The organism is Archangium gephyra, assembly GCF_049060025.1.
GTDB classification, from domain to species: domain Bacteria; phylum Myxococcota; class Myxococcia; order Myxococcales; family Myxococcaceae; genus Archangium; species Archangium gephyra_A.
On record NZ_JBMEQQ010000002.1, the window covers coordinates 799,644 to 821,826 of the forward strand.

At 69.9% G+C, this 22,183-nt stretch carries 15 protein-coding genes and 1 pseudogene; 10 read left to right on the forward strand and 6 right to left on the reverse strand.

Annotated features, from left to right (window positions below):
• Positions 1-10: 10 nt before the first annotated feature.
• On the forward strand, positions 11-2,038 hold the full coding sequence (locus ACN28I_RS03655) for a lipoxygenase family protein (RefSeq protein WP_420940772.1): 2,028 nt from the start codon (positions 11-13) through the stop codon (positions 2,036-2,038).
• Between the two features lie 23 nt (positions 2,039-2,061).
• Positions 2,062-3,432 carry a cytochrome P450 gene (locus tag ACN28I_RS03660; RefSeq protein ID WP_420948558.1) on the forward strand — a complete coding sequence of 457 codons (1,371 nt, stop codon included), beginning with the start codon at positions 2,062-2,064 and terminating at the stop codon, positions 3,430-3,432.
• 1 nt (position 3,433) lies between these two features.
• On the opposite strand, the gene ACN28I_RS03665 is transcribed toward ACN28I_RS03660, so the two are convergent.
• From ACN28I_RS03665 to hutH, 3 genes are all read right to left on the reverse strand, one after another.
• Positions 3,434-4,903: a carboxylesterase/lipase family protein gene (locus ACN28I_RS03665; RefSeq protein ID WP_420940773.1), complete on the reverse strand. Its 1,470-nt coding sequence runs from the start codon at positions 4,901-4,903 to the stop codon at positions 3,434-3,436.
• 108 nt (positions 4,904-5,011) lie between these two features.
• Positions 5,012-5,827, reverse strand: coding sequence for a pentapeptide repeat-containing protein (locus tag ACN28I_RS03670; protein WP_420940774.1), 816 nt, complete (start codon positions 5,825-5,827; stop codon positions 5,012-5,014).
• 75 nt (positions 5,828-5,902) lie between these two features.
• A complete protein-coding gene (gene hutH / locus ACN28I_RS03675; protein WP_420940775.1) occupies positions 5,903-7,429 on the reverse strand; it encodes a histidine ammonia-lyase in 1,527 nt (508 codons plus the stop codon).
• 154 nt (positions 7,430-7,583) lie between these two features.
• On the opposite strand from hutH, the gene ACN28I_RS03680 reads away from it, so the two are divergent.
• The 5 genes from ACN28I_RS03680 (at position 7,584) to ACN28I_RS03700 (ending at position 14,594) form a co-directional block, all read left to right on the forward strand.
• Positions 7,584-8,813: an aspartate kinase gene (locus ACN28I_RS03680; RefSeq protein WP_420940776.1), complete on the forward strand. Its 1,230-nt coding sequence runs from the start codon at positions 7,584-7,586 to the stop codon at positions 8,811-8,813.
• A 3-nt stretch (positions 8,814-8,816) separates the two neighbouring features.
• On the forward strand, positions 8,817-9,200 hold the full coding sequence (locus ACN28I_RS03685; RefSeq protein WP_420940777.1) for a ComEA family DNA-binding protein: 384 nt from the start codon (positions 8,817-8,819) through the stop codon (positions 9,198-9,200).
• A gap of 36 nt (positions 9,201-9,236) precedes the next feature.
• Positions 9,237-11,489 (forward strand): zinc-ribbon domain-containing protein, encoded by a 2,253-nt coding sequence (locus tag ACN28I_RS03690; protein ID WP_420940778.1) that lies wholly within the window; start codon positions 9,237-9,239, stop codon positions 11,487-11,489.
• Positions 11,490-11,674: 185 nt separating this feature from the next.
• A complete protein-coding gene (locus ACN28I_RS03695; RefSeq protein ID WP_420940779.1) occupies positions 11,675-12,865 on the forward strand; it encodes a glycosyltransferase family 2 protein in 1,191 nt (396 codons plus the stop codon).
• Between the two features lie 100 nt (positions 12,866-12,965).
• Entirely contained in the window at positions 12,966-14,594 is a 1,629-nt protein-coding gene (locus tag ACN28I_RS03700) for an SAM-dependent methyltransferase (protein ID WP_420940780.1), read from the forward strand.
• Here the strand turns inward: ACN28I_RS03700 and ACN28I_RS03705 are convergent.
• A complete protein-coding gene (locus ACN28I_RS03705; RefSeq protein ID WP_420940781.1) occupies positions 14,591-15,799 on the reverse strand; it encodes an MFS transporter in 1,209 nt (402 codons plus the stop codon). The genes ACN28I_RS03700 and ACN28I_RS03705 overlap by 4 nt on opposite strands.
• A 44-nt stretch (positions 15,800-15,843) precedes the next feature.
• Between ACN28I_RS03705 and ACN28I_RS03710 the strand changes: the two genes are divergently transcribed.
• The gene (locus tag ACN28I_RS03710; RefSeq protein WP_420940782.1) at positions 15,844-16,965 is read left to right on the forward strand and encodes a sterol desaturase family protein; all 1,122 of its coding nucleotides are present in this window, start codon (positions 15,844-15,846) and stop codon (positions 16,963-16,965) included.
• A 1-nt stretch (position 16,966) separates the two neighbouring features.
• Here the strand turns inward: ACN28I_RS03710 and ACN28I_RS03715 are convergent, their stop codons facing one another.
• A complete protein-coding gene (locus tag ACN28I_RS03715; RefSeq protein WP_420940783.1) occupies positions 16,967-18,220 on the reverse strand; it encodes a hypothetical protein in 1,254 nt (417 codons plus the stop codon).
• Positions 18,221-18,536: 316 nt separating this feature from the next.
• Here ACN28I_RS03715 and ACN28I_RS03720 point away from each other — a divergent pair.
• Positions 18,537-19,103, forward strand: a pseudogene (locus ACN28I_RS03720) (12-oxophytodienoate reductase); the annotation flags it as partial.
• 493 nt (positions 19,104-19,596) lie between these two features.
• Here ACN28I_RS03720 and ACN28I_RS03725 read toward each other — a convergent pair.
• Positions 19,597-20,358 (reverse strand): CHAP domain-containing protein, encoded by a 762-nt coding sequence (locus tag ACN28I_RS03725; RefSeq protein WP_420940784.1) that lies wholly within the window; start codon positions 20,356-20,358, stop codon positions 19,597-19,599.
• A 133-nt stretch (positions 20,359-20,491) separates the two neighbouring features.
• Between ACN28I_RS03725 and ACN28I_RS03730 the strand changes: the two genes are divergently transcribed.
• Positions 20,492-22,180, forward strand: a complete 1,689-nt coding sequence (locus tag ACN28I_RS03730; RefSeq protein WP_420940785.1) for a HEAT repeat domain-containing protein — start codon at positions 20,492-20,494, stop codon at positions 22,178-22,180.
• The last annotated feature ends 3 nt before the right edge of the window (positions 22,181-22,183 follow it).

A 22,183-nucleotide genomic window follows, 5' to 3' on the forward strand; every position in this document is an offset into this window, starting at 1 on the left:
AGCGCCCGCCATGAGCGTGGAATACAAGATCAAGGTTCGCACGGGCGCTCGTCTGGGATCAGGGACGGACGCCGACATCCGCGTTGTTCTGGTGGGCTCGTTGGGAGAGAGCGAGCAGCACGTCCTGGACAAGCGCTTCCACAACGACTTCGAGGCGGGGACGGAGGATGTCTATACGCTCGAGTCCCAGGATGTCGGTGAGCTGCTCCTGCTGCGCTTCACCAACTCCGCGGGTCTGACGAGTGACTGGCTCCTCGACTCCGCCCACGTCACCTCGGGTGACAAGAGCTGGCACTTCCCGTACTACCGCTGGATCCTGGGCAAGACGACGGCCGAGGTCCTCGAGGGCTCCGCCGGGTTGCCGCAGAACGTGCGTCACGCGCGCGCGCTGGAGGCCCGCCGCGCGCTGCTCGAGAACCGCAAGAAGATGTACCCCTGGCGCCCCGCCGGGGCGGCTGCCCTGTTGCCCGGCTCGCTCGACATCAGCAAGGAGCGCCCGCTGCCCAAGGACGAGCTGTACCGGGGCCTCACCGAGGGCAGCTACGAGGGCGTCATCGCCAAGACGATGGCCATGATCCGGCTGCACCTGCCCCTCCTGACCAATGCCTGGAATGGACTGGTGGATACCCTCGGCATCCTCAGGCACGTGGAATTGCCCAAGGTCGCCGAGCGGTGGCAGGACGACCACGAGTTCGCGCGGCAGGCCGTCCAGGGCGTCAATCCGCTCCACATCACGAGCATCACCGCGCTGCCCGAGGGGATGCCGCTCACGGACCATGACGTCCGGGGTCTCCTGTCGCCGGGCACCTCGCTGGCCGGGGCGCTCGAGGCCAGGCGGGTGTTCCTGATCGACTTCGAGGTGCTCGAGGGCATTCCCATGTTCCGCAAGACGGACGAGCACGGGGTCGAGGAGCGGCGCTGGGCGCCCGCGTCCCGGTGCCTGCTCTACCTCGAGGACTCCAAGCGGCTGCGTCCGCTCGCGATCCAGCTGGGCCGGGATCCGGCGAAGGATCCCGTCTTCACCCCGAATGATTCCGAGGCGGATTGGCTCGCCGCGAAGATCTACCTGCGCTGCAGCGAGGGAAACACCCACCAGATGATCGCGCACGCGCTGCGCACGCACTTCGTGGTGGAGCCGTTCGTCATGGCGACGATGCGCAACCTGCCGGATCCGCACCCCGTCTACAAACTGCTGCGCCGCCACTTCCGCTACACGCTCGCCATCAACGACGGGGCGCGCAAGGGCCTGCTCGACGAAGGCGGCGTGTTCGACGACTTCATCGCCACCGGTGGCCCGGACAAGGGCCACATCAAGCTGGGCCAGAAGGGCTACCAGCGCTGGAAGCTGGCGGACAACAATCCGCGCCTGGACTTCGAGCGCCGGGGCGTGCTCGACCCGGCGATCCTGCCCGACTACCCGTACCGGGACGATGCCCTGCCGCTGTGGGACGCGCTCGAGGAGTATGTGGGTGGCGTGCTCGCCCCCTTCTACGCGTCCGACGCCGACCTCGTGAACGACACCGAGCTCCAGGCCTGGTGGGCCGATCTCCTCGAGCACGGCATCCCCGCGGACAAGATGCCCTGCGCCAGGCTCGAGCGTGTCGCGGACCTCACCGGCATCCTCACCACCGTGCTCTACACGGGCAGCGTCCACCACGCCGCGGTGAACTACCTCCAGTACGAGCACTACGCCTTCGTCCCCAACGCGCCGCTGTGCATGCGCAAGCCTCCCCCGGCGAAGAAGGGCGTGCTGCGCCGGGAAGACCTCGCCGACATGATTCCGACCCGCTCCCAGACTCTCTGGCAGGTCACCATCGGACGCGCGCTCGCCAGCTTCGGCGAGGACGAGGAGTTCCTGCTCAACGAGGGCGGGTGGCGCGAGACGTACTTCCAGGAGCCCGGGTTCCTCGCCATCCGGGAGCGGCTCTACGAGCGGTTGCGCGCCCAGCTCGACGCGGTGAAGGCCCGCAACACGAAGCGCGAAGTGCCCTACACCGTTCTTCAAGCCGACAAGATTCCCTGCGGCATCACTGTTTGAGGAAGGAACTCCCCGTGCCCAACATGTTGTCGCAAGGCATCTTCAACCTGTTCTTTGGCTCCAAGCGCAAGGCCTTCGCCTCCCTACCCGGGCCCGTGCCTGGGATCCTCGGCAACGCCGGAGACTTCCTCGGGGGTGCGAAGCCCTGGAACGTCTGCGCGCGCTATGGCCGTGAGTACGGAGGCGTCACCGTGGTCTGGTTGGGGCCCAAGCCGGCCCTGGTCCTCAACGACCCCACGCTCATCGAGCAGGTGCTCGACTCCCGCCGCATGGAGTTCGAGAAGGGCGCGCTCCACGAGCAGCTCAAGCCGTCCATCACGGAGCACTCGATCTTCATCGCGAACCTGAATGGAGATTGGGCCACCAAGCACAAGCAGGATCCCTTCGTCCAGCCCTGGTCCCCTCGGTGGCTGGCCGCCCAGGTCGCCCCCATGCAGGCGGTGATCGCCGAGTCCGTCGATTCCCTCATCGCGAGCGGGAAGACGGACGAGCTCGCGACCGTGCTCCGCCGGATGACGTTCGACACCTTCGCCGTTGCCGGTATGGGCGAGAAGACGCCGGACTCGGTGTACGAGGACTTCATGCTGCTCGCCAAGGGAGCGGATGCCCGGCTCAAGTCCAATCTGCCCTTGAGCTTCGTCTCGTTGCCCAAGGGCTTCGAGGCCGCCCGTGAGCGCTTCTACCGGTTCTTCGAGGAGCGCCTCGGCGCGCTGCGGAAGTCACCGAAGCCGGGTGCCACGGATTTGATGTCGTGGATGCTGCGCGAGATGCCCGGCCACGATGACGCGTGGCTGGCGCGCCACGTCGCGCTGATGTTCTACGGCGGTGTCTTCTCCTCGTGCACCACGCTGGTGGGCGCGTTCCACCAGCTCCAGAAGCACCCCGAGGCCGAGGCGCGTCTGGTGGCCGAGGCCGCCACGTTCGCCGGGGGCCCACCCACCCTCGAGCGTTTGAACGACGCGCGGTGGATCGAGGCCGTCACCCTCGAGGCGTTGCGGCTTCTTCCCGCGGTCCGCATCGTCATCCGCACCCCGGTCCGGGACGTGCAGTTCGCCGGCGTCACGTTGCCGGCGGGGACGACGCTCATGATCTCCAACCAGCACCTGCACCGCGACCCCGCGCACTGGGCCAACCCGGACGCCTTCGAGCCCGCGCGATGGTTGGAAGGGGGCGCGGCGCGTGACCCCATCGGCAGCGGCCACTTCTTTCCGTTCGGCCGGGGCCCTCGCATGTGCGTGGCCACCGATTTCGCCATGGTGTTCCTGCGCACGGCCGTGGCGACGATCGCGGCGCGCGCCAGGGTGCAGGCCGAGTCGACGGAGCCCTTCGAGGAAGACTTCTTCTTCGGCGTGGTCCTCCCCAAGGGGGTGCGCACGAGGTTCGTCGCGCGCTGAGTCAGCGCACCGGCGCATCCCGGCCCGCCCAGGCTCTGCGGCGCTCGCCCTGCGGATCGCTCACGACCTGATCGCTCAGGTTGAAGAGGAGGGTCTGGCGCTTCTCCAGCTCGTAGGCGGGCCAGTCGTCGAGCGGACGGCCCTCGCGCACGAAGTGGAGCCAGTGCTGCTGGAAGCGCTGCTGGAGCGCCTTCAGCTCCGGCGTGGCCCTGCCCAGCAGCAGCTGGCTGACGAGGGCGGGGAAGGGGAAGAGCAGGAACAGGTCGAGCGCGTGCATCGCCCCCAGCTTGAAGAGCGGGGAGGGGTAGTCCAGCCGGTAGCGCCAGACCGGGGCGTGCCGGACGTGGCGCTCCGAGAAGTGGATGCTGGGCATGGTGAACGCCAGATCACTGCCCAGATCCGTCAGCCCCCGGACGTCGTCCGGGTAGAGCCGGAGGAGCTCGTCCGCCGCCTGGGCCCCCAGCCGGATCATCAGCGTGTTGGCGAGGCGCGCACGGGTCAGCGGCAGGACGGGCACGCGCAGGACGGTGAAATAGCGGTGCTCGTCCAGGTTGCTGCCAATCAACAGCGGGACGTCCGGGGTGGGCCGCGCGTAGGCCTCCTCGAGGGAGGCGGGCAACACCTGGCCATCGAAATAGGGCCGGGTCATGAATCCCTCCGGCCGCGTCTTCTTGGTGGCGTGCATCGCCCGGAGGAGGTGGCTGGCGGGCAACTGCCAGAGCCGCTCACGGGTGTCCCGGCCCACGCCCAGCTGGCCGGCGAACTCCTGGGCGATCCGCAGGCTGTCCTCCCAGTCCGTGGTCAGCGTCAACCCGGCGCTCTGGGAGATGGCGCCATGGAACAGGCCCCGCGCGGCCTCCATCACCATCAAGGACACCACGGAGCCCGAGCCCGCGGACTCCCCCGCGATCGTGACACGCTCCGGATCTCCTCCGAAGGCGGCGATGTTCTCCTTCACCCACCGCAGCGCCGCGACCTGATCGAGCAGCCCGGTATTGGCGTCGAAGCGCTCGTCGTCGAACAGCCCTCGCAGGTTCAGGAAGGCCAGGGCGCCGAGGCGGTAGTTGATGCTGACGAAGACGATGTCGCCCTGCTCGGCCAGGAGGTGGCCCCGGTACCCGTCGCCGCTGCCCGTCTCGTAGGAGCCTCCGTGGATCCACACCACCACCGGACGCTTGCGCCCGTCCGCCGCGGGGGACCAGACATTCAGGTAGAGGCAGTCCTCGCTCCGCTGATTCAGCCACCCATCCATCGGCTCGGGGAACGTGCCCGGCTGGATGGCGGTGGCCGCGGCCCGGTTCGCCTCCCGCACGCCTGTCCACGGCCTGGGAGGCTGGGGCGCCCGGAAGCGCAGCGGCCCGACGGGCGGCTCCGCGAAGGGAAGGCCCATCCAGGACCAGACCGCCCCCGTCTTCTGGCCCTGCACGCGACCCTGCGCGGTCTCGACGAGGCCCTCTCGTATCTCCGTCATCCGCGCAGCATCTCACGTGGGCACGCGGCAGGCATCGTGGCTCGTCGGCCGGGCGACGACCCTGGGCCTCCATCTCGTGGTGTACGACTCGCTCTTTGGTTATTTCCGCTACGGGTTCGATGCGGCGAGTTGGAAGCACCCCGCGGTCGTCACCGGCTTCGGCTGGGTCTCGCTCGTCTCCGCGCTGTCAACCGCGCATGTGCGCCCATCCTCCCAGGTGGCTTTCGACAACCGTGCCCCCTGCAGTTGTACGTCCTTCAGGTTGGCCTTCGTCAGGTCGGCGCTGCGCAGATCGGCGTCCCTGAGAATGGCCCCCTCGAGGTTGCACCGGGACAGGACGGCGTAGCGGAGGTTCGCCCCGGAGAGGTCCGCACGCACCAGCCACGCGCCTCCGGCCGAGACGGAGAAAGCGTGTGAAGGCTCCGTGCGGCGATAGGGCCCGCTCACGCCATAGAAGCCCGCTTCCTCCAGGTTGATGCCGCGGAGGTTGGCCCCCTCGAAGTTGGCCGAGGGCAGTCCCTTCACGGCGCGCAGATCGAGCCCCTCCAGGAGAGCGCCCTGCAACTGCATGTCCGAGAACCATGCGTCATCGACCCGCGCTCCGCGGAAGTCGGCTCCCCGTGCATCGGCGCCTGACAGGTTGGCGCCGCTCAGGTCCGCCTTGCCCAGACGGGCCCGGGCCAGCTTCGCGCCCTCCAGCGTCGCACCCGCGAGGCGAGCCCCTTCCAGGTTCGCCCCCTCGAGCATGGCGCCCGAGAGTTCACAGCCGGCGCACTCCCGCGTCTCCAACAGCCGTTGGCTCGCCTTCTGGAGCGCCTTCTGCTGGGGCGTCTGCTCGGGCTCGCTCCGGCACCCGGACAAGCCGGGACCAGACAGCAGCAGGAGCGGCAGCAGGAGCCGGCGAACGTGAGGGCGAACTCTCATGGCCTCGGAGTCTACCGTGTTGGCGAGGTCCAAGCTCCAAAGAGACAGGTGCGCCCCCAGGCCCGTGCCGTGTGACTACGCCGTGGCGGCGCGCACGGCGCGCAGCAGCTCACCGGAGTCGATGAGCTCGCAGACGGCCTCGATGTCGCGGTGGAGCTCCCGGTCCTTCTCCATGGTGGGCACGCGGCTGCGCACCAGCTCGTGCGCGGCGCGAGGCCCCCGGCCCGCCTTCACCGGCAGCCGGAAGTCCAGCGCCTGGCTCGCCACCAGAATCTCGATGGCCAGACACGTGCGCGTGAAGTCCGCCACCTGCCGGCCCTTGAGCGCCGCCGTCATGCCCATGGACACGTGGTCCTCGCGGCCCGCCGAGGACGGAATCGAGTCCACCGAGGCCGGGTGGCACAGCACGCGCGACTCGGCCACCAGCGCCGCGCTCGTCACCTGGGCGATCATGAAGCCCGAGTTCAATCCCGAGTTCTTCGCCAGGAACGGCGGCAGGTTGGACAGCGCCGGGTTCACCAGTTGCTCCACGCGCCGCTCGCTGATGGAGGAGAGCTGGGTGAGCGCCATCGCCGTCACGTCCATGGCCAGCGAGATGGGCTGGCCGTGGAAGTTGCCTCCCGAGACGATGCGGCCGCTGTCCACGAAGACGAGCGGGTTGTCCGTGGCGCTGTTCACCTCCACCTCGAGGATGCGCCGCGCGAAGGCGATCCCCTCGCGAGCCGCGCCATGCACCTGCGGCATGCAGCGCAGCGAATACGGATCCTGCACCTTGCTGCAGTTGACGTGCGTCTCCACCAGATCGCTGCCCGCGAGCAGCTTCAGCAGGTGGGCCGCGCACTCCTTCTGGCCCTCGTGGGGGCGCACTTCCTGAATCTCGGGGATGAAGGGCTTGTGGCTGCCCAGCAGGCCTTCCAGCGTCATGGAGCCGGCGATGTCCGCCACGGTGGTGAGCATCTCGGCGCGAAGCTGGAGCAGGGTGCCCACGGCGCACATGGCCTGGGTGCCGTTGACGAGCGCCAGGCCCTCCTTGGCCTCCAGCACCACCGGCTTCAGCCCCGCGCGCTCCAGCGCCTGCCGGGCCGGCATCCGCTGGCCCTGGAAGAAGGCCTCGCCCTCGCCGATGAAGACGAGCGCCAGGTGCGCCAGCGGCGCCAGGTCTCCCGAGGCGCCCACGCTGCCGCGCTCGGGCACCACCGGCACCACGTCCTTGTTCAGCATGTCCAGCGCGAGCTGCAGCGTCTCCAGACGGATGCCCGAGAAGCCCTTGGCCAGCACGTTGCACCGCAGCAGCAGCAGGGCGCGCGCCTCGGGCAGGGACATGGGGGTGCCCACGCCGGCCGCGTGCGAGAGGATGAGGTTGCGCTGCAACTCGCGCAGGTCCTTCTTGTCGATGCGCACCTCGGCCAGGGTGCCAAAGCCGGTGTTGATGCCGTAGGCGGGGGCATCCCCGGCGGCCACGCGCTCCACCAGCTCGCGCGAGGCCTTGACGCAGGCCTCGGACTCGGGCGTGAGCTGCACGATCGCCTCGTTACGGGCAACCTGCAGAATCTCCTCCAGCCGGAGGGTGTCTCCATCGATCAGAAGGCGGGGGCGGTACATGTCGGGGGCTCCAGGCAACGGGTGCGGCGGGACTGCGGGGCGCACCCTATATCCCAACAGGTGGCAGTGTGCAGCCCGTCCGCTCAGGGAGCTTTTGACAGCCGGGGGGCCACCTCACTAGCTTGACGCGCCGTTCCAGGAGGAACCAGCCAACGTGGCCTTGATCGTCCAGAAGTACGGCGGAACCTCGGTCGGTGACACCGAGCGGATGAAGAACGTGGCGCGCCGCTGCATCGCCGCCCAGAAGGCCGGGCACGACGTGGTCGTCGTCGTCTCCGCCATGTCCGGAGAGACCAACCGCCTGTTGAAGCTCGTCGCGCAGATCACCGACCGGCCGAGCGAGCGCGAGCAGGATGTGGTGGTGGCGACCGGCGAGCAGGTTTCCATCGGTCTGGTGGCCATGGCCATCCAGGCGCAGGGAGGCCTGGCTACCAGCTTCCTCGGCCACCAGGTGCAGATCGTCACCGACAGCATCTTCTCCAAGGCCCGCATCAAACGCATCGACGCGGAGAAGATCGTCGAGGCGCTCAAACAGAAGCACATCGTGGTGGTGGCCGGCTTCCAGGGCCAGGACGAGCAGGGCAACGTCACCACCCTGGGGCGCGGCGGCTCGGACACCACGGCGGTGGCACTGGCCGCGGCGCTCAAGGCCGATGCCTGTGAGATCTACACGGACGTGGACGGCGTCTACACGACCGACCCCAACGTGTGCCCCGCGGCGCGCAAGCTGGAGCGCATCTCCTATGAGGAGATGCTCGACCTGGCCAGCGTGGGGGCCAAGGTCCTGCAGATCCGCTCGGTCGAGTTCGCGATGAAGTACAAGGTGCCGCTCTGGGTGAAGTCCTCCTTCACGGACGACCCGGGCACTCTGGTGTGTGAGGAGGACAAGTCGATGGAGAACGTGATCGTCAGCGGCATCGCCTACGACAAGAACGAGGCGAAGCTCGCCATCAGCGGCGTGCCGGACATCCCGGGTGTGGCCGCGAGGATCTTCGGCGCGCTCGACGAGCAGAACGTCGTGGTGGACCTGATCGTCCAGACGGCCTCGAAGGACGGCAAGACGGACCTGTCCTTCACCGTGGGCAAGACGGACCTGGTCAAGGCCAAGGAGGTCGTCGAGCGGGTGGCCAAGGAGATCAACGCCGGCGGCGTGGAGACGGATGGCGACGTGGCCAAGGTCTCCATCGTGGGCGTGGGCATGCGCAACCACTCGGGCGTGGCGGCGAAGATGTTCCAGATCCTCGCCAGCGAGGGCATCAACATCCAGCTCATCTCCACCTCGGAGATCAAGGTCTCCTGCCTCATCCAGTCGAAGTACACGGAGCTGGCCGTCCGGGCGCTGCATACGGCGTTCGGGCTGGACAAGGCTCCCGCGGCGGGGTGAGCGGTGAATCGGACTGGCGCGCTCGCGGTGGCCGCGCTCGGGCTGTTGGGCCTGGGCGTGCTGGCACGCGGCCGCTGGCCGGACTCCACGCCCGCGCTGGACTGTGAGCCCGGCGCGGTGCGTGTGGTGCAGGGTGTCGCGGTGTGCGGTGAGGGCGCCATGCCCTCCGCCCCGCAGCGCCTGATGCTGGGACAGCGGTTGGATCTCAACGCCGTCTCCGAGGCCGAGCTCGCGAAGGTCCCCGGGGTGGGCGCCTCGCTCGCCCGGCGCCTCGTCCAGGCGCGCGAGGCCCAGGGCCGGTTCGCCTCGTGGGAGCAGGTGGCGGAGGTGCCGGGCGTGGGTGCAGCCCGGCTGGAGACCCTCCAGGCGACAACCGAGCTACGGTAGGCGCCAGCGCCCCGGGGCGTGTGGTAGATACCGTGTGTGGAGATCGCCTGCCCCCAGTGCTCGATGCAGTACGCGCTCGACCCCCGGTTGCTTCCCCCCGGGGGTGTACCGGTGCAGTGCACCCGTTGCAGCCACGTCTTCATCGCCGCTCCGCCGGGGCAGGCGGCCCCCCAGACCACGCAGGTGTTCGGGACGGCCCCGAAGCGTCCGGCGACCCAGTCGAACCTGAACGCCACGCTGCTCTTCGGTGAGCCCCAAGCCGGTACGCCGCCGTCCGCCTCGTCGACGCAGGCGTTTGGCGCGGTGCCCCAGGTGCCTCCCATGGCCCCGGTGGCCCCCAGGCCCCAGGCGCCCGCGGCCGGGACTCCGGCTCCCCACACCACGCAGGCGTTTGGCGCGGTGCCCTCGGTGTCTCCCATGGCCCCGGTGGCCAAACCCGCGGGGACTCCGGCCCCCCAGACCACGCAGGCGTTTGGCGCGGTGCCCTCGGTGCCTCCCGCCGCGAAGCCCGCGCCCGCCGCGAAGCCCGCGTCCGCACCCGCCGCCGCGAAGCCCGCGTCTGCCCCCGCCGCGAAGCCCGCGCCCGCCGCGAAGCCGCCTCCACCCGCCGCCAGGCCTCCGCCCGCCGCGAAGCCTCCAGCGGGTGCGGCTCCTCCCGTTCCCACGGGGACCCAGGCGTTCGGCGCGGTGCAGCAGCCGCACCCACCGCAGGGCACGCCGCCGACTCCCTCCACGGCGCAGTTCCTGATGCTCGGCACCGAGCAGCCCGAGCCCCCGGCGGCTCCGCGTCCCCAGCCGGCCCGGCCGCCCTCCGCGACGACGACGCCGCCCTTCGGCGTCAATCCGCAACTGGCTCCCGCGCCCAGGCCCGCGGCGGGCCCGGCTCCCACCGGGACGACGCAGGTGTTCGGCGCCGTGCCGGAGCTGCCCCTGGGTCAGGCTCCGCAGCCTCCGGGACTGCAGCCCCGGAACCCGCCGCCGGAGACTCCCGCGGCCCCGGCTCCTCGCGCGCCAGCGTCCGAGCCGAGGGTGGCCGTCGCCGCGACGACGCCCATCGAGCTGCCCGAGGAGATCCTGGTCCAGTTGAACCGTCCGCTTGAGGAGCTGATGGCGGAGCAGGGCGCTTCCGAGAACAGGGCCTCCTCGGGGGCGCCGGGGCCGGGCCTGACCAAGCCCCTGGATCTGCCGCCGGAGCTGCTCGAGCAGGCCGCGGAGAACGCCCACAGGGCCGCGAACCGCGGCAAGCGTCCCGAAGCGGGCGGCAAGAGCCGGCTCCTGCTCATCGTGAGCGGCGTGCTCGTGCTCGCCCTGACGGCGTTCCTGACCTCGCCGGCCTGGCGCTCGAAGAGCCATGCCCTCCCGCCCGAGGCGCGCGCCGCCCGGGACGAAGCGCTGGCGCTGTTGCGGCGGGACGACGCGGCCTCGAAGGAAGAGGCCGTCTCCCGGTTGAAGTCCCTGTCGGCCACGAATCCCCAGAGCGTCGATCTCCTGGCGGAGGTGGGCATCGCGCTCGCCATGCACCTGGATGACACCCAGGTCCGGATGGCCACGTACCGGCAGAAGGCGGAGTGGCTGAGGACCGAGCTCGCCCGCCTCCGGTTGGCCCGGACGCCCGCCGATTGGCAGAGCCGCGCCAACAACCTGGAGGACAAGCTGCGCGAGCTGGAGCGGACCCTGACTCCGGTCGAGGAGCGCAGCGCGGTGCTCTCGAAGGAGGCCGTGCAGATCTTGAAGCAGCTCGCGTCGGCGCCCGAGAAGGAGGATCCGGAGCCGGCCCTGTCGCGTCTCCGGGCCCGTGCCCTGATGACGGGCGTCATGGGCGCGAGCGAGTCCCTCACCCTGGCCGTGCAGCTCGCCCAGGCGGGGCTGCGCGACTGGAGCGCGCTGACCATCGCCGAGTTCGTGCTCAACTCCGCCAACCCCGAGGCGGCCTATGTCGACGGGGCCCTCCGGTCGCTGACGGGCATGCGCGAGGCGGACAGTACCTTCCTGCGCGTCTACATGCTGGAGGCGCGCATCGCCCTGATGCGCAAGGATCCGGCCACCGCCAGGACGCTGCTGGACACCGTCATCACCCTCAACCCCAAGCACGAGCTGGCCCAGCAGCTCCATGTGCACGCCGAGGAGTTGGAGCGGCAGGCGGCGGAGCCCAAGACCCCGCCGGCTCCCGAGCCCACCCCCGCTCCCGAGCCCACCCCGGCCCCCGAGTCCACTTCTCCCGAGGCCACGCAGGCCCCCGGGCAGGAGACCCCGGCGGCGCCCCCGGCCGAGGCCAGCCCCGCCCCCTGACCCGGGGGTGTAATTCCTGCCCCCTGGGAGGGAAAAGAGTTTCCCACTTCCCGGCCTGATCCAGGCGCTTGCGATCTCGCCCCGGAGGACAGGTGCCCTTCCGGGCAGCGGTATGTGCCTTGCTTTGCCGTGGCCTGGGTCAACGTGTCCGGACCAACGTGTGGACGGTCGGGGAGGCAGGGGTGATGGCGGAGCTGGTGTTCTGGTGTGCCGCGGTGTTGTTGGTGCACACGTACTTTCTCTACCCGGTGGTGCTGTTCGCCCTGGATGGGGTGGCGCAGGTGCTGCACAACGTGCGCTACATGCGCTCGGGGGCGAACCGGCGCAGGGATGGGCAGCAGGCGAGCGAGCTGCCCCGGGTGAGCCTGGTGGTGGCGGCCTACAACGAGGCGAGCTGCATCGACGAGAAGCTGCGCAACAGTCTGGCGCTGGACTATCCGGCGCAGCGCTTCGAGGTGCTGATCGGCTCGGACGGCTCGACGGACGGGACGGATGAGCGGGTGCAGCAGTGCACGGACGAGCGGGTGCGGCTGTCCGCGGCGCCGCGCGGGGGCAAGACGTCGGTGCTCAACCGGTGCATCCCGATGGCCAAGGGCGACATCGTGCTGCTCTCGGACGCGAACACGATGATCGAGCCGGAGGCGGTGCAGCGGCTGGTGCGGCACTTCGAGGACCCCGAGGTGGGGGCGGTGTGCGGGCAGCTGCGGCTCTACAACCCGACGAAGGCCGAGTACGAGGAGAGCACGTACTGGACCTACGAGTCGCTCATCAAGTTCTACGAGGGCAAGCGGGGTGCGGTGGTGGGGGCGAACGGGGGCCTGTACGCCATCCGGCGCTCGCTGTTCAACGCGCTGCCGCCGTCGACGATCGTGGACGACTTCGTGATTCCGCTGCGGATTCTCGAGAAGGGCTACAAGGTCGTCTACGAGCCCGAGGCGGTGGCGCACGAGGAGACGACGGAGGACTACGACAAGGAGTTCGGCCGGCGCGCGCGCATCGCGGCGGGCAACTTCCAGAGCCTGAGGATGGTGCCGGGGCTGCTCTCGCCGCTGTCGGGCTTCCCGGCGTTCGCGTTCTGGTCGCACAAGCTGCTGCGCTGGTGCGCTCCGGCGCTGATGGCGCTGGCGCTGGTGGCCAACCTCTTCCTGCTGAGCAGCCCTCTCTACAAGCTGACGCTGGCGGGGCAGGTGCTGTTCTACGCGCTGGCGTACCTGGGGAAGAAGGGGCTGCTGAAGGGCTCGGCGCGCAGGGTGGCCTCGGTGGCCTACTACTTCGTGACGATGAACCTGGCGATCGTCGTGGGCTTCTGGCGGTTCCTGCGCAACACGCAGCGGGCCGCGTGGGATCGCACGGCCCGGGTGCCCTCGTCGTCGTAGCAGTGGGGGAGAGGGGCGCGGCAGGGCCCCTCTCCCGTCGTCTCGCTTGACGCTCCCCACCGCAGGTGGGACGGTGCCCCGGGTGGATCCGCCCCGGTTCGTGCTCGAACAAAACCAACGCCTGTCGCGCTCCCTGCTGTGGAGGTGCCAGCGGGCCTTCTACGAGCAGCAGGGCATCGAAGCCTGGCGCCAGGCACATATCCCCAACTTCATCACCAGCAACCCCGTCATCAGCCGGGCCTATGCGCAGGTGGTGCTCGGCTGGATGCGGGACTGGTGCGCGGCGTCCCGGGGAGAGACAGGACGGCTCGCGGCGCCGGAGCCGGGCCAGCCCTTCTATCTCCTCGAGCTCGGGGCCGGGACGGGGCGCTTCGCCTTCCACTTCCTGGAGGCCTTCCGCCGGCTGCACGCACGCTCGCAGCTCCGGGACGTGGCCTTCCGGTACGTGATGACGGACCTGTCCGAGCGCAACCTCGAGTTCTGGCTGTCCCATCCGCGGCTCCAGCCCTTCCTGGAGGAGGGCCTGCTGGACGTGGCCCGCTTCGATGCCGAGCGCGACGAGGAGCTGGTGCTCCGCCGCGCGGGCACCGTCCTGGCGCCGGGCACGGTGGCCAATCCGATCGCGGTGGTGGCCAACTACTTCTTCGACAGCCTTCCGCAGGACGCCTTCACCCTGCGCGACGGCGTGCTCCACGAGTGTCTCGTCTCCGTCTCCTCGCCGCGGCCCGGGTCCGAGGTGGAAGCGAAGGACTTCCTGGAGCGGGCGACGGTGTCCTTCGAGGACCACGAGGTGCGGGGCGCCTGCTATGGGGACGCGGAGCTGGACGGCATCCTGGAGGACTACCGGGAGCGGCTGGACGACGTGACGTTGCTGTTTCCCTCCGGCGCGCTGCGGTGCCTGCGCCGGTTGCAACGGCTCGCGGGGGACCGCCTGCTGCTGCTGTCCGGAGACAAGGGCCACGCCAGCGAGGACGAGCTGAGCGATCGCTCGTCCGGGGTGAGTCTGGTGCGGCACGGAGGCGCCTTCTCGCTGATGGTGAATTATGACGCCATCGGCCGGTACTTCCGGCTCCGGGACGGCCACGTGCTGCGGCCCATCCACCGCCACGCGAGCCTGCACGTGGGCGCCTTCCTCCTGGGCCAACCGCCGGACGGTCATGGCGAGACGGAGCTGGCCTACGAGGAGTTCATCGAGCGCTCGGGGCCGGACGACTACTCCACCCTGCTCAAGCGGATGGAGCAGCCCTTCGAGGGGAGGACGTTGGAGGAGCTCCTGGCGGTCCTGCGCTGGAGCGGCTGGGACTCCGGCGTGCTGATGGCGGCCTTCTCCGAGTGGATGGACCAGGCCGAGTCCGCGAGCGAGCCGCTGCGGCAGGAGGTGTGCTGGGCCATCCAGCAGGTGTGGGAGACGGACTATCCGCTCGGCGGGGAGGAGGAGGATCTGGCCTTCCACCTGGGGATGTTGTTGTACGTGATGGACCGCCCGGCGGAGGCCCTGACGTTCTTCGATCACTCGCTGCGGGTGGGCGGCCTGGATCCGGCCACGTACTTCAACCAGGGAATGTGCCACCTGCGCCTGCGGCAGGACGCCCTGGCGCTGGAGTGTTTCGAGCAGGCGCTGGCCCTGGACTCCGGCTTCACCGAGGCCCGGGAGATCATCTCCCAGGTCCAGTCTCCGGACTGGAAGGGAGTGGATGCGGACGAGGCGCCGGGCGAGGAACCGCCCTAAGGCGCCCGGCGGCGTAGCGCGGCCGGGAGTGCGAACGCCGTGAGCAGGGTGGCCACCGTGCCCCCGGCACCGGCGATCACCAACGTCACCGGGGCCGAGGTGGCATCGAGCAACAGCCCACCGCCAACGTAGGACAGCGCGGCGGCGACGCCAATGGCGCCGTAGAGGTTGCCAAAGACGCGGCCGAGCAGTTCGGGAGGGACGAGGCGCTGGAGCAGGGTGTTGGTGGCGACGTCCATGGCCGCGATGCCGGCCCCCCGCACGGCCTGCATGGCGAACGCGGCGGAGACGGCCCAGGCCAGCCCGGTGAAGAGGTTGCCGACGCTGCTCACGGCGAACCCGAGGACCAGCAGCACCACCATGGATGCGCGCGAGCCATGACGCGCCAGCAGCGCATAACCGGCCAGCAGCCCGAGCCCGACAGCGCCCAGGAGAAGCCCGACCGCCGAGTCACCGGCGTGGAGTGTGTCCTTGGCCAGGAGCACCAGGGCGACATCATCGACGCCGTTGAACATGACGACGGCGAAGAAGCCCAGGGCGATGACCCGGACGGCGGGGGCGGACAGGATGTAGCCGAGACCGATCCTCGCGTCCTGGAGGAGTGACGGCCGGTCCTTCTCCCCGGAGGAAGCGGGCGGCAGCGAGGGAACCGAGGCCAGCAGCGCCGCCGAGACGAGGAACGAAGCGGCGTCGGCGAGGAGCACGCCACGGATGCCCACGAGGGGAAACAGCGCCGCCGCGAGGAGCGGACCGAGGGCCTCGGAGGCATTCGTCCCGAAGCCGAGGGTGGAGTTCGCGGTCTCCAGCGTATCGCCGGGCACGAGGGCCGGCACCGCCGCGCGGGAGGCGGGGAGGAACACGTGTCCGGCGATCGCACGGGCCGCCACCAACACCAGCAACAGCGGCAGGGGTGGCAGCGCGAGCGCGATGAGGAGGAGGAGCGCGCCCTGGAGCAGCTCGCAGGAGATCATCACCCGCTTGAGGTTGAACCGGTCGCTGATCGCCCCGGTGAGCGGGCTCAACAGCGCGGGAGCGAAGTCACCGGCGAGCAGCAGCAAGGAGACGGCGAGGGCCTGGCCCGTGGTGCTGGCGACGTGGAGCATGAGCGCGACCAGGCTGAGCGAATCCCCGGCGAAGGAGATGACGCGCGCGAACCACAGGGAGCGGAACGCGCGGTTCTGGCGCAGGAGTTGGAGGGCACCCATGGGCCCTGTCATAGTCGAGGAGCCCTTCCTCTCGTCTGGTCTCCATGCTCGAAAAACTCAACCGGCTGTCCGAGTCCCACGGCCACCTGCCGCGCGGAGTCGGCGTCGTCTCCGGTGTCTTCGCCCTGATCCTCGGCCTCCTCTGCCTGCTGGGCGTGCTGGCCTTCCACTTTCCGGCCTACCTGACCACGCCGGAGCTGCGCCGCAGCTACGACGTGGCCTTGATGCGGCAGGTGCTGTTCGGGGCCATGGTGGTCGCGGGCGGTATCTCTCTTGGCAACATCGTGCTGGGGCGGGTGCGCTGGCTGTCGGCCTGGGCCTTCCTGGCGGTGGCGGTGGCGGCCCTCATGGGAGGGCACAAGGTGCCGGTCAACGACTTCGCCGACCACACCCCCTACATCGGCCTGGACTGGTTCATTCTCGATCTGCTGGGCTCGAGCCTGATCTTCATCTTCGTCGAGAAGCTGTTCCCGCTCCGGCGGCAGGCGGTGTTCCGCGCCGAGTGGCAGACCGACTTCCACCACTTCATCGTCAACCACATGGTGGTGGGCTTCGTCCTGCTGGCCACCAACCTGCTGGTGCACAAGCTGTTTGGTTGGGCCGTGCGCGGCGGCGTGCAGGAATGGGTAAAGGAGCTGCCCTTCTTCGTGGAGCTGTTCCTCATCATCCTGGTGGCCGACCTGGTGCAGTACTGGACGCACCGCGCCTACCACGAGGTGCCCTTCCTCTGGCGCCTGCACGCCGTGCACCACAGCGCGAAGAGCATGGACTGGTTGGCCGGCTCGCGGCAGCACATCCTCGAATTGCTGCTCACCCGCACGCTGATCCTGGCGCCCATCTACGTGCTCGGTTTCAGCAAGGAAGTGATTGACGCCTACATCGTCGTGGTGGGCTTCCAGGCCGTGTTCAACCACGCCAACGTGAGCGTGCGGCTCGGGCCGCTGCGCTATCTGATCGTCACCCCCAACTTCCACCACTGGCATCACAGCCAGGATCAGGAAGCGCTCGATCGGAACTACGCGGCCCACTACGCCTTCCTCGACTACCTGTTTGGCACCGCGGTGAAGAGCGACCGCGAGTGGCCGAGCGATTACGGCGTGCTCGGTGATTACGTGCCGGATGGCTTCCTCAAGCAGCTCGCCTTCCCGTTCCGCTGGAAGGGTTGAGTCAGCGCTTGCCCTGGGGCGCTGTGGTGGGCTTCTTGCCCTCGGGCGCGGCGGATTTGGCGGGGGCGGGGTAGCTCGTGTTCTTCGCGGCCTTGGGGGCGGGCTCCGAGGGCTTCCGGGGGGCCGGAGGCGCCGCCTGCTTGGGCGCCGGTGCGGACACGTGGCTCGCCGCCACCACCGTCTTCAGGGAGTCCTGCAGCTCCCCGCGCACCACCGCGCGGACGTCCTCCCGCACCGCCGCCCGCACCTCGCGCCGGATGAGCTCCTCGAGTCCCTCGTCCTTCAGGGCGGCCTTCAGCTCGCCGCGCACCAGGGTCTTCAGGTCCCCCTGGAGCTCGCCGCGCAGGCCGTTCTTGAAGTCCGTCAGGTCCGTCTTGAGCGACGCATCCAGCCCCTTCACGTCCTTCTGGAGCGGGTCCACCGCCTTGCTGATGCCCTCGAGCGTGGCGCCGGTGACGGCCATGATGAGCTGCTGGGTGCTCTCGCTCTGACTCTTCAGCTCCGTCTGGAACGAGCCCAGCGCGTCCCGCATCACGCCCAGCGAGGCGATCTCCTGCTTGAGATCCTCCAGCTCCCGGGCGCGGGCATCCAGCTCGTCCTTCTTCTGCTCGAGCAGCGCCTGGGTGTCGCGCAGCAGCGTCGTCTGTTGCGAGCAGCGCGCGTCGATGGAGAGCAGGTTGGCGTAGGTGCTGCCCGTGATCTGGCACATCGTCAGCGTCTCCTGCTCGTCGAGCAGCACGAGCGAGACGCTCAGCGCGAACATGACGACGGCGAGCATCGACAGGGCGGCACCCCGGGCGACGCGCAGGGTGAGGCCCTGGCGGCCGAGCCAGCCCCGCCGTTGCAGGCCCAGGACTCCCGCCAGCGAGATGACGACCAGCGATACCAGTGACACCAGCTTGCCCGGGGAGATCTCCAGCAGGAGCCTGGAGAGGAGCTGGATGGATTCCCACGTCGAGCTGTTCTCGAGGTCGAGTTCGGGGGGAGCGCCTTGATCCACGCTGCCCCAGTGGGGTTGGTTCACCTGGCAGCGGGCGCGCATGTCGCTGGCCCACAGCGGCATGTCGTCCACGAGCGGGGTGCTCGGGCACAGGCCGAGGATGTACTTCGTGGTGCCGGTGCTGAAGGCGTGGTGCATCCGGTGGCGAGCGGAAGCCTTCGCGAGGGCCCAGTTCCACGTATAGCCGAGGGCAACGATCGCCAGGGCGAACGCGAGCCAGGGCAGGGCCTTCTTCACGAAAGTACGCAGCGACATCGGTGGCGGCTCCTTCAGGGGCACGCCGGAGGGGAACGGCGCCCCGGAAGGATCTCCCAGCCGTCCACGAGGAACAACGAGGCCTCCTGGCGACTGTCATGCACCACGAGTTGTGGTGCCTCCCTCGGGGAGTCCCATCCCTTCACTCCCTGTGCGGGAGGCCCTGACGGATCCTCACTTCTCCATGCCCACGGGAAGCGGACCGGTTAATCAGCGGCTTCTGAACGCTTCGCCCCCGGAGTTCCCCCCGATGGCCGCAGATTCCCTGTTCCGCCCCTTCACCCATAAGTCGCTGACGCTGAAGAACCGCATCGTCATGGCGCCCATGACGCGCTCGTTCTCTCCGGAAGGTGTCCCCACGCCCGAGGTCGCCGCGTACTACCGCCGCCGGGCCGAGGGCGACGTGGGCCTCATCCTCTCGGAGGGGACGGTGGTGGCCCGGCCCTCGGCCAAGAATGATCCCAACGTGCCCGACTTCCATGGGGAGCGGGCACTGGCGGGCTGGAAGCGCGTCATCGACGAGGTGCACGCCGCGGGCGGGAAGATGGGCCCCCAGCTCTGGCACGTGGGCTCGGCGCGCAATCCCATGAGCACCTGGGTCGCGCCGCCTCCGGTGGATGCTCCCTCCGGCCTGTCCTCTCCGGGCAAGCGCTTCACCGAGCCGATGACGGACGAGGCCATCGCCGACACCATCGCCGCTTTCGGCAAGGCGGCGGCGGACGCGAAGCGGCTGGGCTTCGACGTGGTGGAGATCCACGGCGCGCACGGCTACCTGCTCGACCAGTTCTTCTGGTCCGGCACGAACACTCGGACCGACGCCTTTGGAGGGGCCACGCTCGCCGAGCGCTCCCGGTTCGCCGCCGAGGTGGTGAAGTCCATCCGCGCCGCCGTGGGCAAGGAGATGGTCATCATCCTGCGCCTGTCCCAGTGGAAGCAGCAGGACTTCACCGTCAAGCTCGCCCGGACGCCCGATGAGATGACGGCGTGGCTCACGCCGCTCGTCGAGGCCGGCACGGACATCCTGCACTGCTCGCAGCGCCGGTTCTGGGAGCCGGAGTTCGAGGGCTCGGGAGCTCAACTTCGCTGGCTGGGCCAAGAAGCTCACCGGCAAGCCGACGATCACGGTCGGCTCGGTGGGGCTGAGCGGCGAGTTCACGGCGGCCTTCCGGGGCGAGAGCTCCAAGCCCGCGTCGCTGGACAACCTGCTGCGCCGTCTGGAGCGCGAGGAGTTCGATCTCGTGGCGGTGGGCCGCGCGCTCCTGTCCGATGCCCAGTGGGCCCGGAAGGTGCGCGAGGATCGCCACGGCGAGCTGCAGGACTTCACGAAGGAGTCACTCGCCCGGCTGGCGTGAGGGGCGAGGGCAGGGGCCCGGCGTCTACCGCCGGGCCACGGCCGTGGACTTCGTGGGCTTGGACTCGGGCAGCACGGAGCCGTAGGAGGCGAAGAGCTGCCCGGTCAGCACGGGCATCTTTCCCGCTCCGGGCACCCGCAGCATGTCGTTGAGCACCTCGCCCGTGCGCGGATCCCTCCGCAGGCTCGGCTTCGCGAGGTTCATCCGGTAGCGCACCACGCCCCGCTTCACCCGGTGGATGACGACGACGGTGCCATCGCTGGCGACCTCGTCCACCAGCCCCACGTGGGTGAGCCCGTCGTTGCGGCGCCCGTCGCGGTTCTGGTCATACGTCTCGCGGAAGAACACGAGGTCCCCCGGCTTCGGCTTGCCCCGGGTGAACACGCGGCCATGGTCCCGGGCATAGCGGTAGAGCGCGGTGACGCCGTTGTCCCCGGACACCCCGGCGCCGCGGAAGGAGACCCCGGCGCGGGCGTACACGCCCTCGACGAAGCCGGTGCAGTCATCCGGCCACGTGCGCCCGGCGACCTTCACCTTGCGGCTGCCCACGAGCTCCCTCGCGATGGCCAGCACGTCCTCGCGGCGGGCGGTAGGCGGGGGAGGGCGCACCTGCTTCCGGGGGGCAGGCGAGGGGGCGGCGACCACGCTCAGCGGCGCCTTGGGCGCGGCGGCGGGCGTCAGCGGGCTGTAGCGGTAGCTCCGGGCGATCACGCTCCCGCCCATGGGCCTGCCGGTGGCGCATCCGGTCATCACCAGCAGTCCGGCGAGCAGCACGCAGAGCCTCATGTCGCGACCTCCCTGTAGCGAGTCCAGGGCCGATGGTCGGGCCGACCGGGGGTGTCGTCAAAAAACCTACCCAACCAGGCAGACGTGGAGGCTTGGGTTTTTCACCCCGGGGCGTGGTGGTAATTCTGCGGTGATGCGCAAGCTCCGAGCCCTCTCCCTGCTGTTGCTGCTGACCGGCTGTGGCGCGCCCCGGGCGTACCAGCGGGCGCGGGACGCCGACACATTGGAGGCCTACCGCGCCTTCCTGCGCGAGTACCCCGTGGGAGACGACGCCGAGGCCATCGAGGTGCGCGTCACCGAGCTGGAGTTCGAGGAGGCCTCGAAGCTGCACACGGTGCTGGCCTACAAGCGTTTCCTGGAGGCGAACCCGGAGGCACCGCAGGCGCGGGCGGCCCGGGCGCTGCTGGAGGGCCTGCGCTTCAACGCGGCGAAGGAGGCGGGCACGGCGGCGGCGTTGCGGCAGTTCCTGAGGGATCATCCGGACGGGGCGCAGCGCGAGGAGGCGCAGCGGCTCTTGAAGGAGGCGGAGCTGAAGGAGGTGTCCACGACGAAGGACACGCAGCAGCTTCGCGAGTACCTGCGCGAGTCGCCGGATGATCCGCGGCGCCTGCAGGTGGAGTCGCGGCTGGATGACGAGAGCTTCGCGCGGGCGGAGGCGGCCGGGGCGGGGCAGCTCTTCGCGTACCTGCGGGACTTCCAGGCGGGGCGTTACCGCGAGCAGGCGAAGGTGCGGCTGTTGGAGCTGGAGGTGGAGGGGCTGCTCGTCTCGGGGCTGTTGGAGGAGGCGGAGGCGCGCGTGGCGGGGCACCCGCTGGGGCCGAAGCTGAAGGCCTTCCCGGCGCGCCTGGCGCGGGCCCGTGCCGAGCGCGTGGCGCTGCGCAGCCCCGAGCCCCTGGCCCAGTCCGCGCAGGTGGGGCACTACCTGCGGAGCATCGAGGATCTGCGCAGCGCGCTGCTGTCGCCGGACCCGATGGACCGGTGGCAGGCGGCGGAGGAGCTGGGCCAGCACGTGTCGGTGAAGGCGGTGGATCCCCTGCTGGAGACGTTCCGCGCGGGGCGCAACCCGCTCGTGCGGCAGCGGGCGCTGGACGGGCTGCGGACGGTGCTGGCCGCGCTGCCCAAGCCGGTGGCGGACTACGAGGTGGCGGTGCGGCTGGAGTCGCTGCGCGAGAAGGCGGGCAGCCCGGAGCTGTACCTGTCCATGGCGGCGCTGTTGGACCTCTCGGGGCGGCTGGGCGAGGCGTCCACCGAGTACCAGCGGGCCTTCATGCCGGAGGATCCGGACCCGGTGGTGCTGCGGCGCTGGGTGCAGCTCCGTGAGGAGCGGCGCCAGTCCTTCTCGGCGGCGGTGGCGGCGCGGCAACTGGCGCTGTGGGCACTGCGGGTGGCGCGCGAGGAGTCGATCTCCCCCGAGGGGAACGTGCCCCTGGCGGCGGCGCGGCAGCTCTGCGCGGCGGTGGACAACGCGCGCATCGCGTCGGAGGCCATTGCCCGGGCCCGGAAGACGAACACCGAGTTCCCCGAGGACCTGGACGGCTTCGCGATCACGGCATCGGAGGCACTGAAGCTGGCGGAGGCGCGGCTGGCGGACGCGGAGCTGCTGCTGCGCGAGCGATCGCCCGGGGCGCGCACGTGTGGAGACGACGCGGTGCGCGAGCGCCTGGAGAGCGGTGTGTCCGAGCGCCGCGAGGCGCTGCGCGCGGTGGGGACGAAGCTGCCGAAGCTGGCGCCGCTGCTGCTCGAGGTGGCCCGGGAGAGGGATCCCTCCCCGGAGGTCCGCGCCGAGGCCGCCGCCCGGCTCACGGCGCTCCAGACCCACTGAACA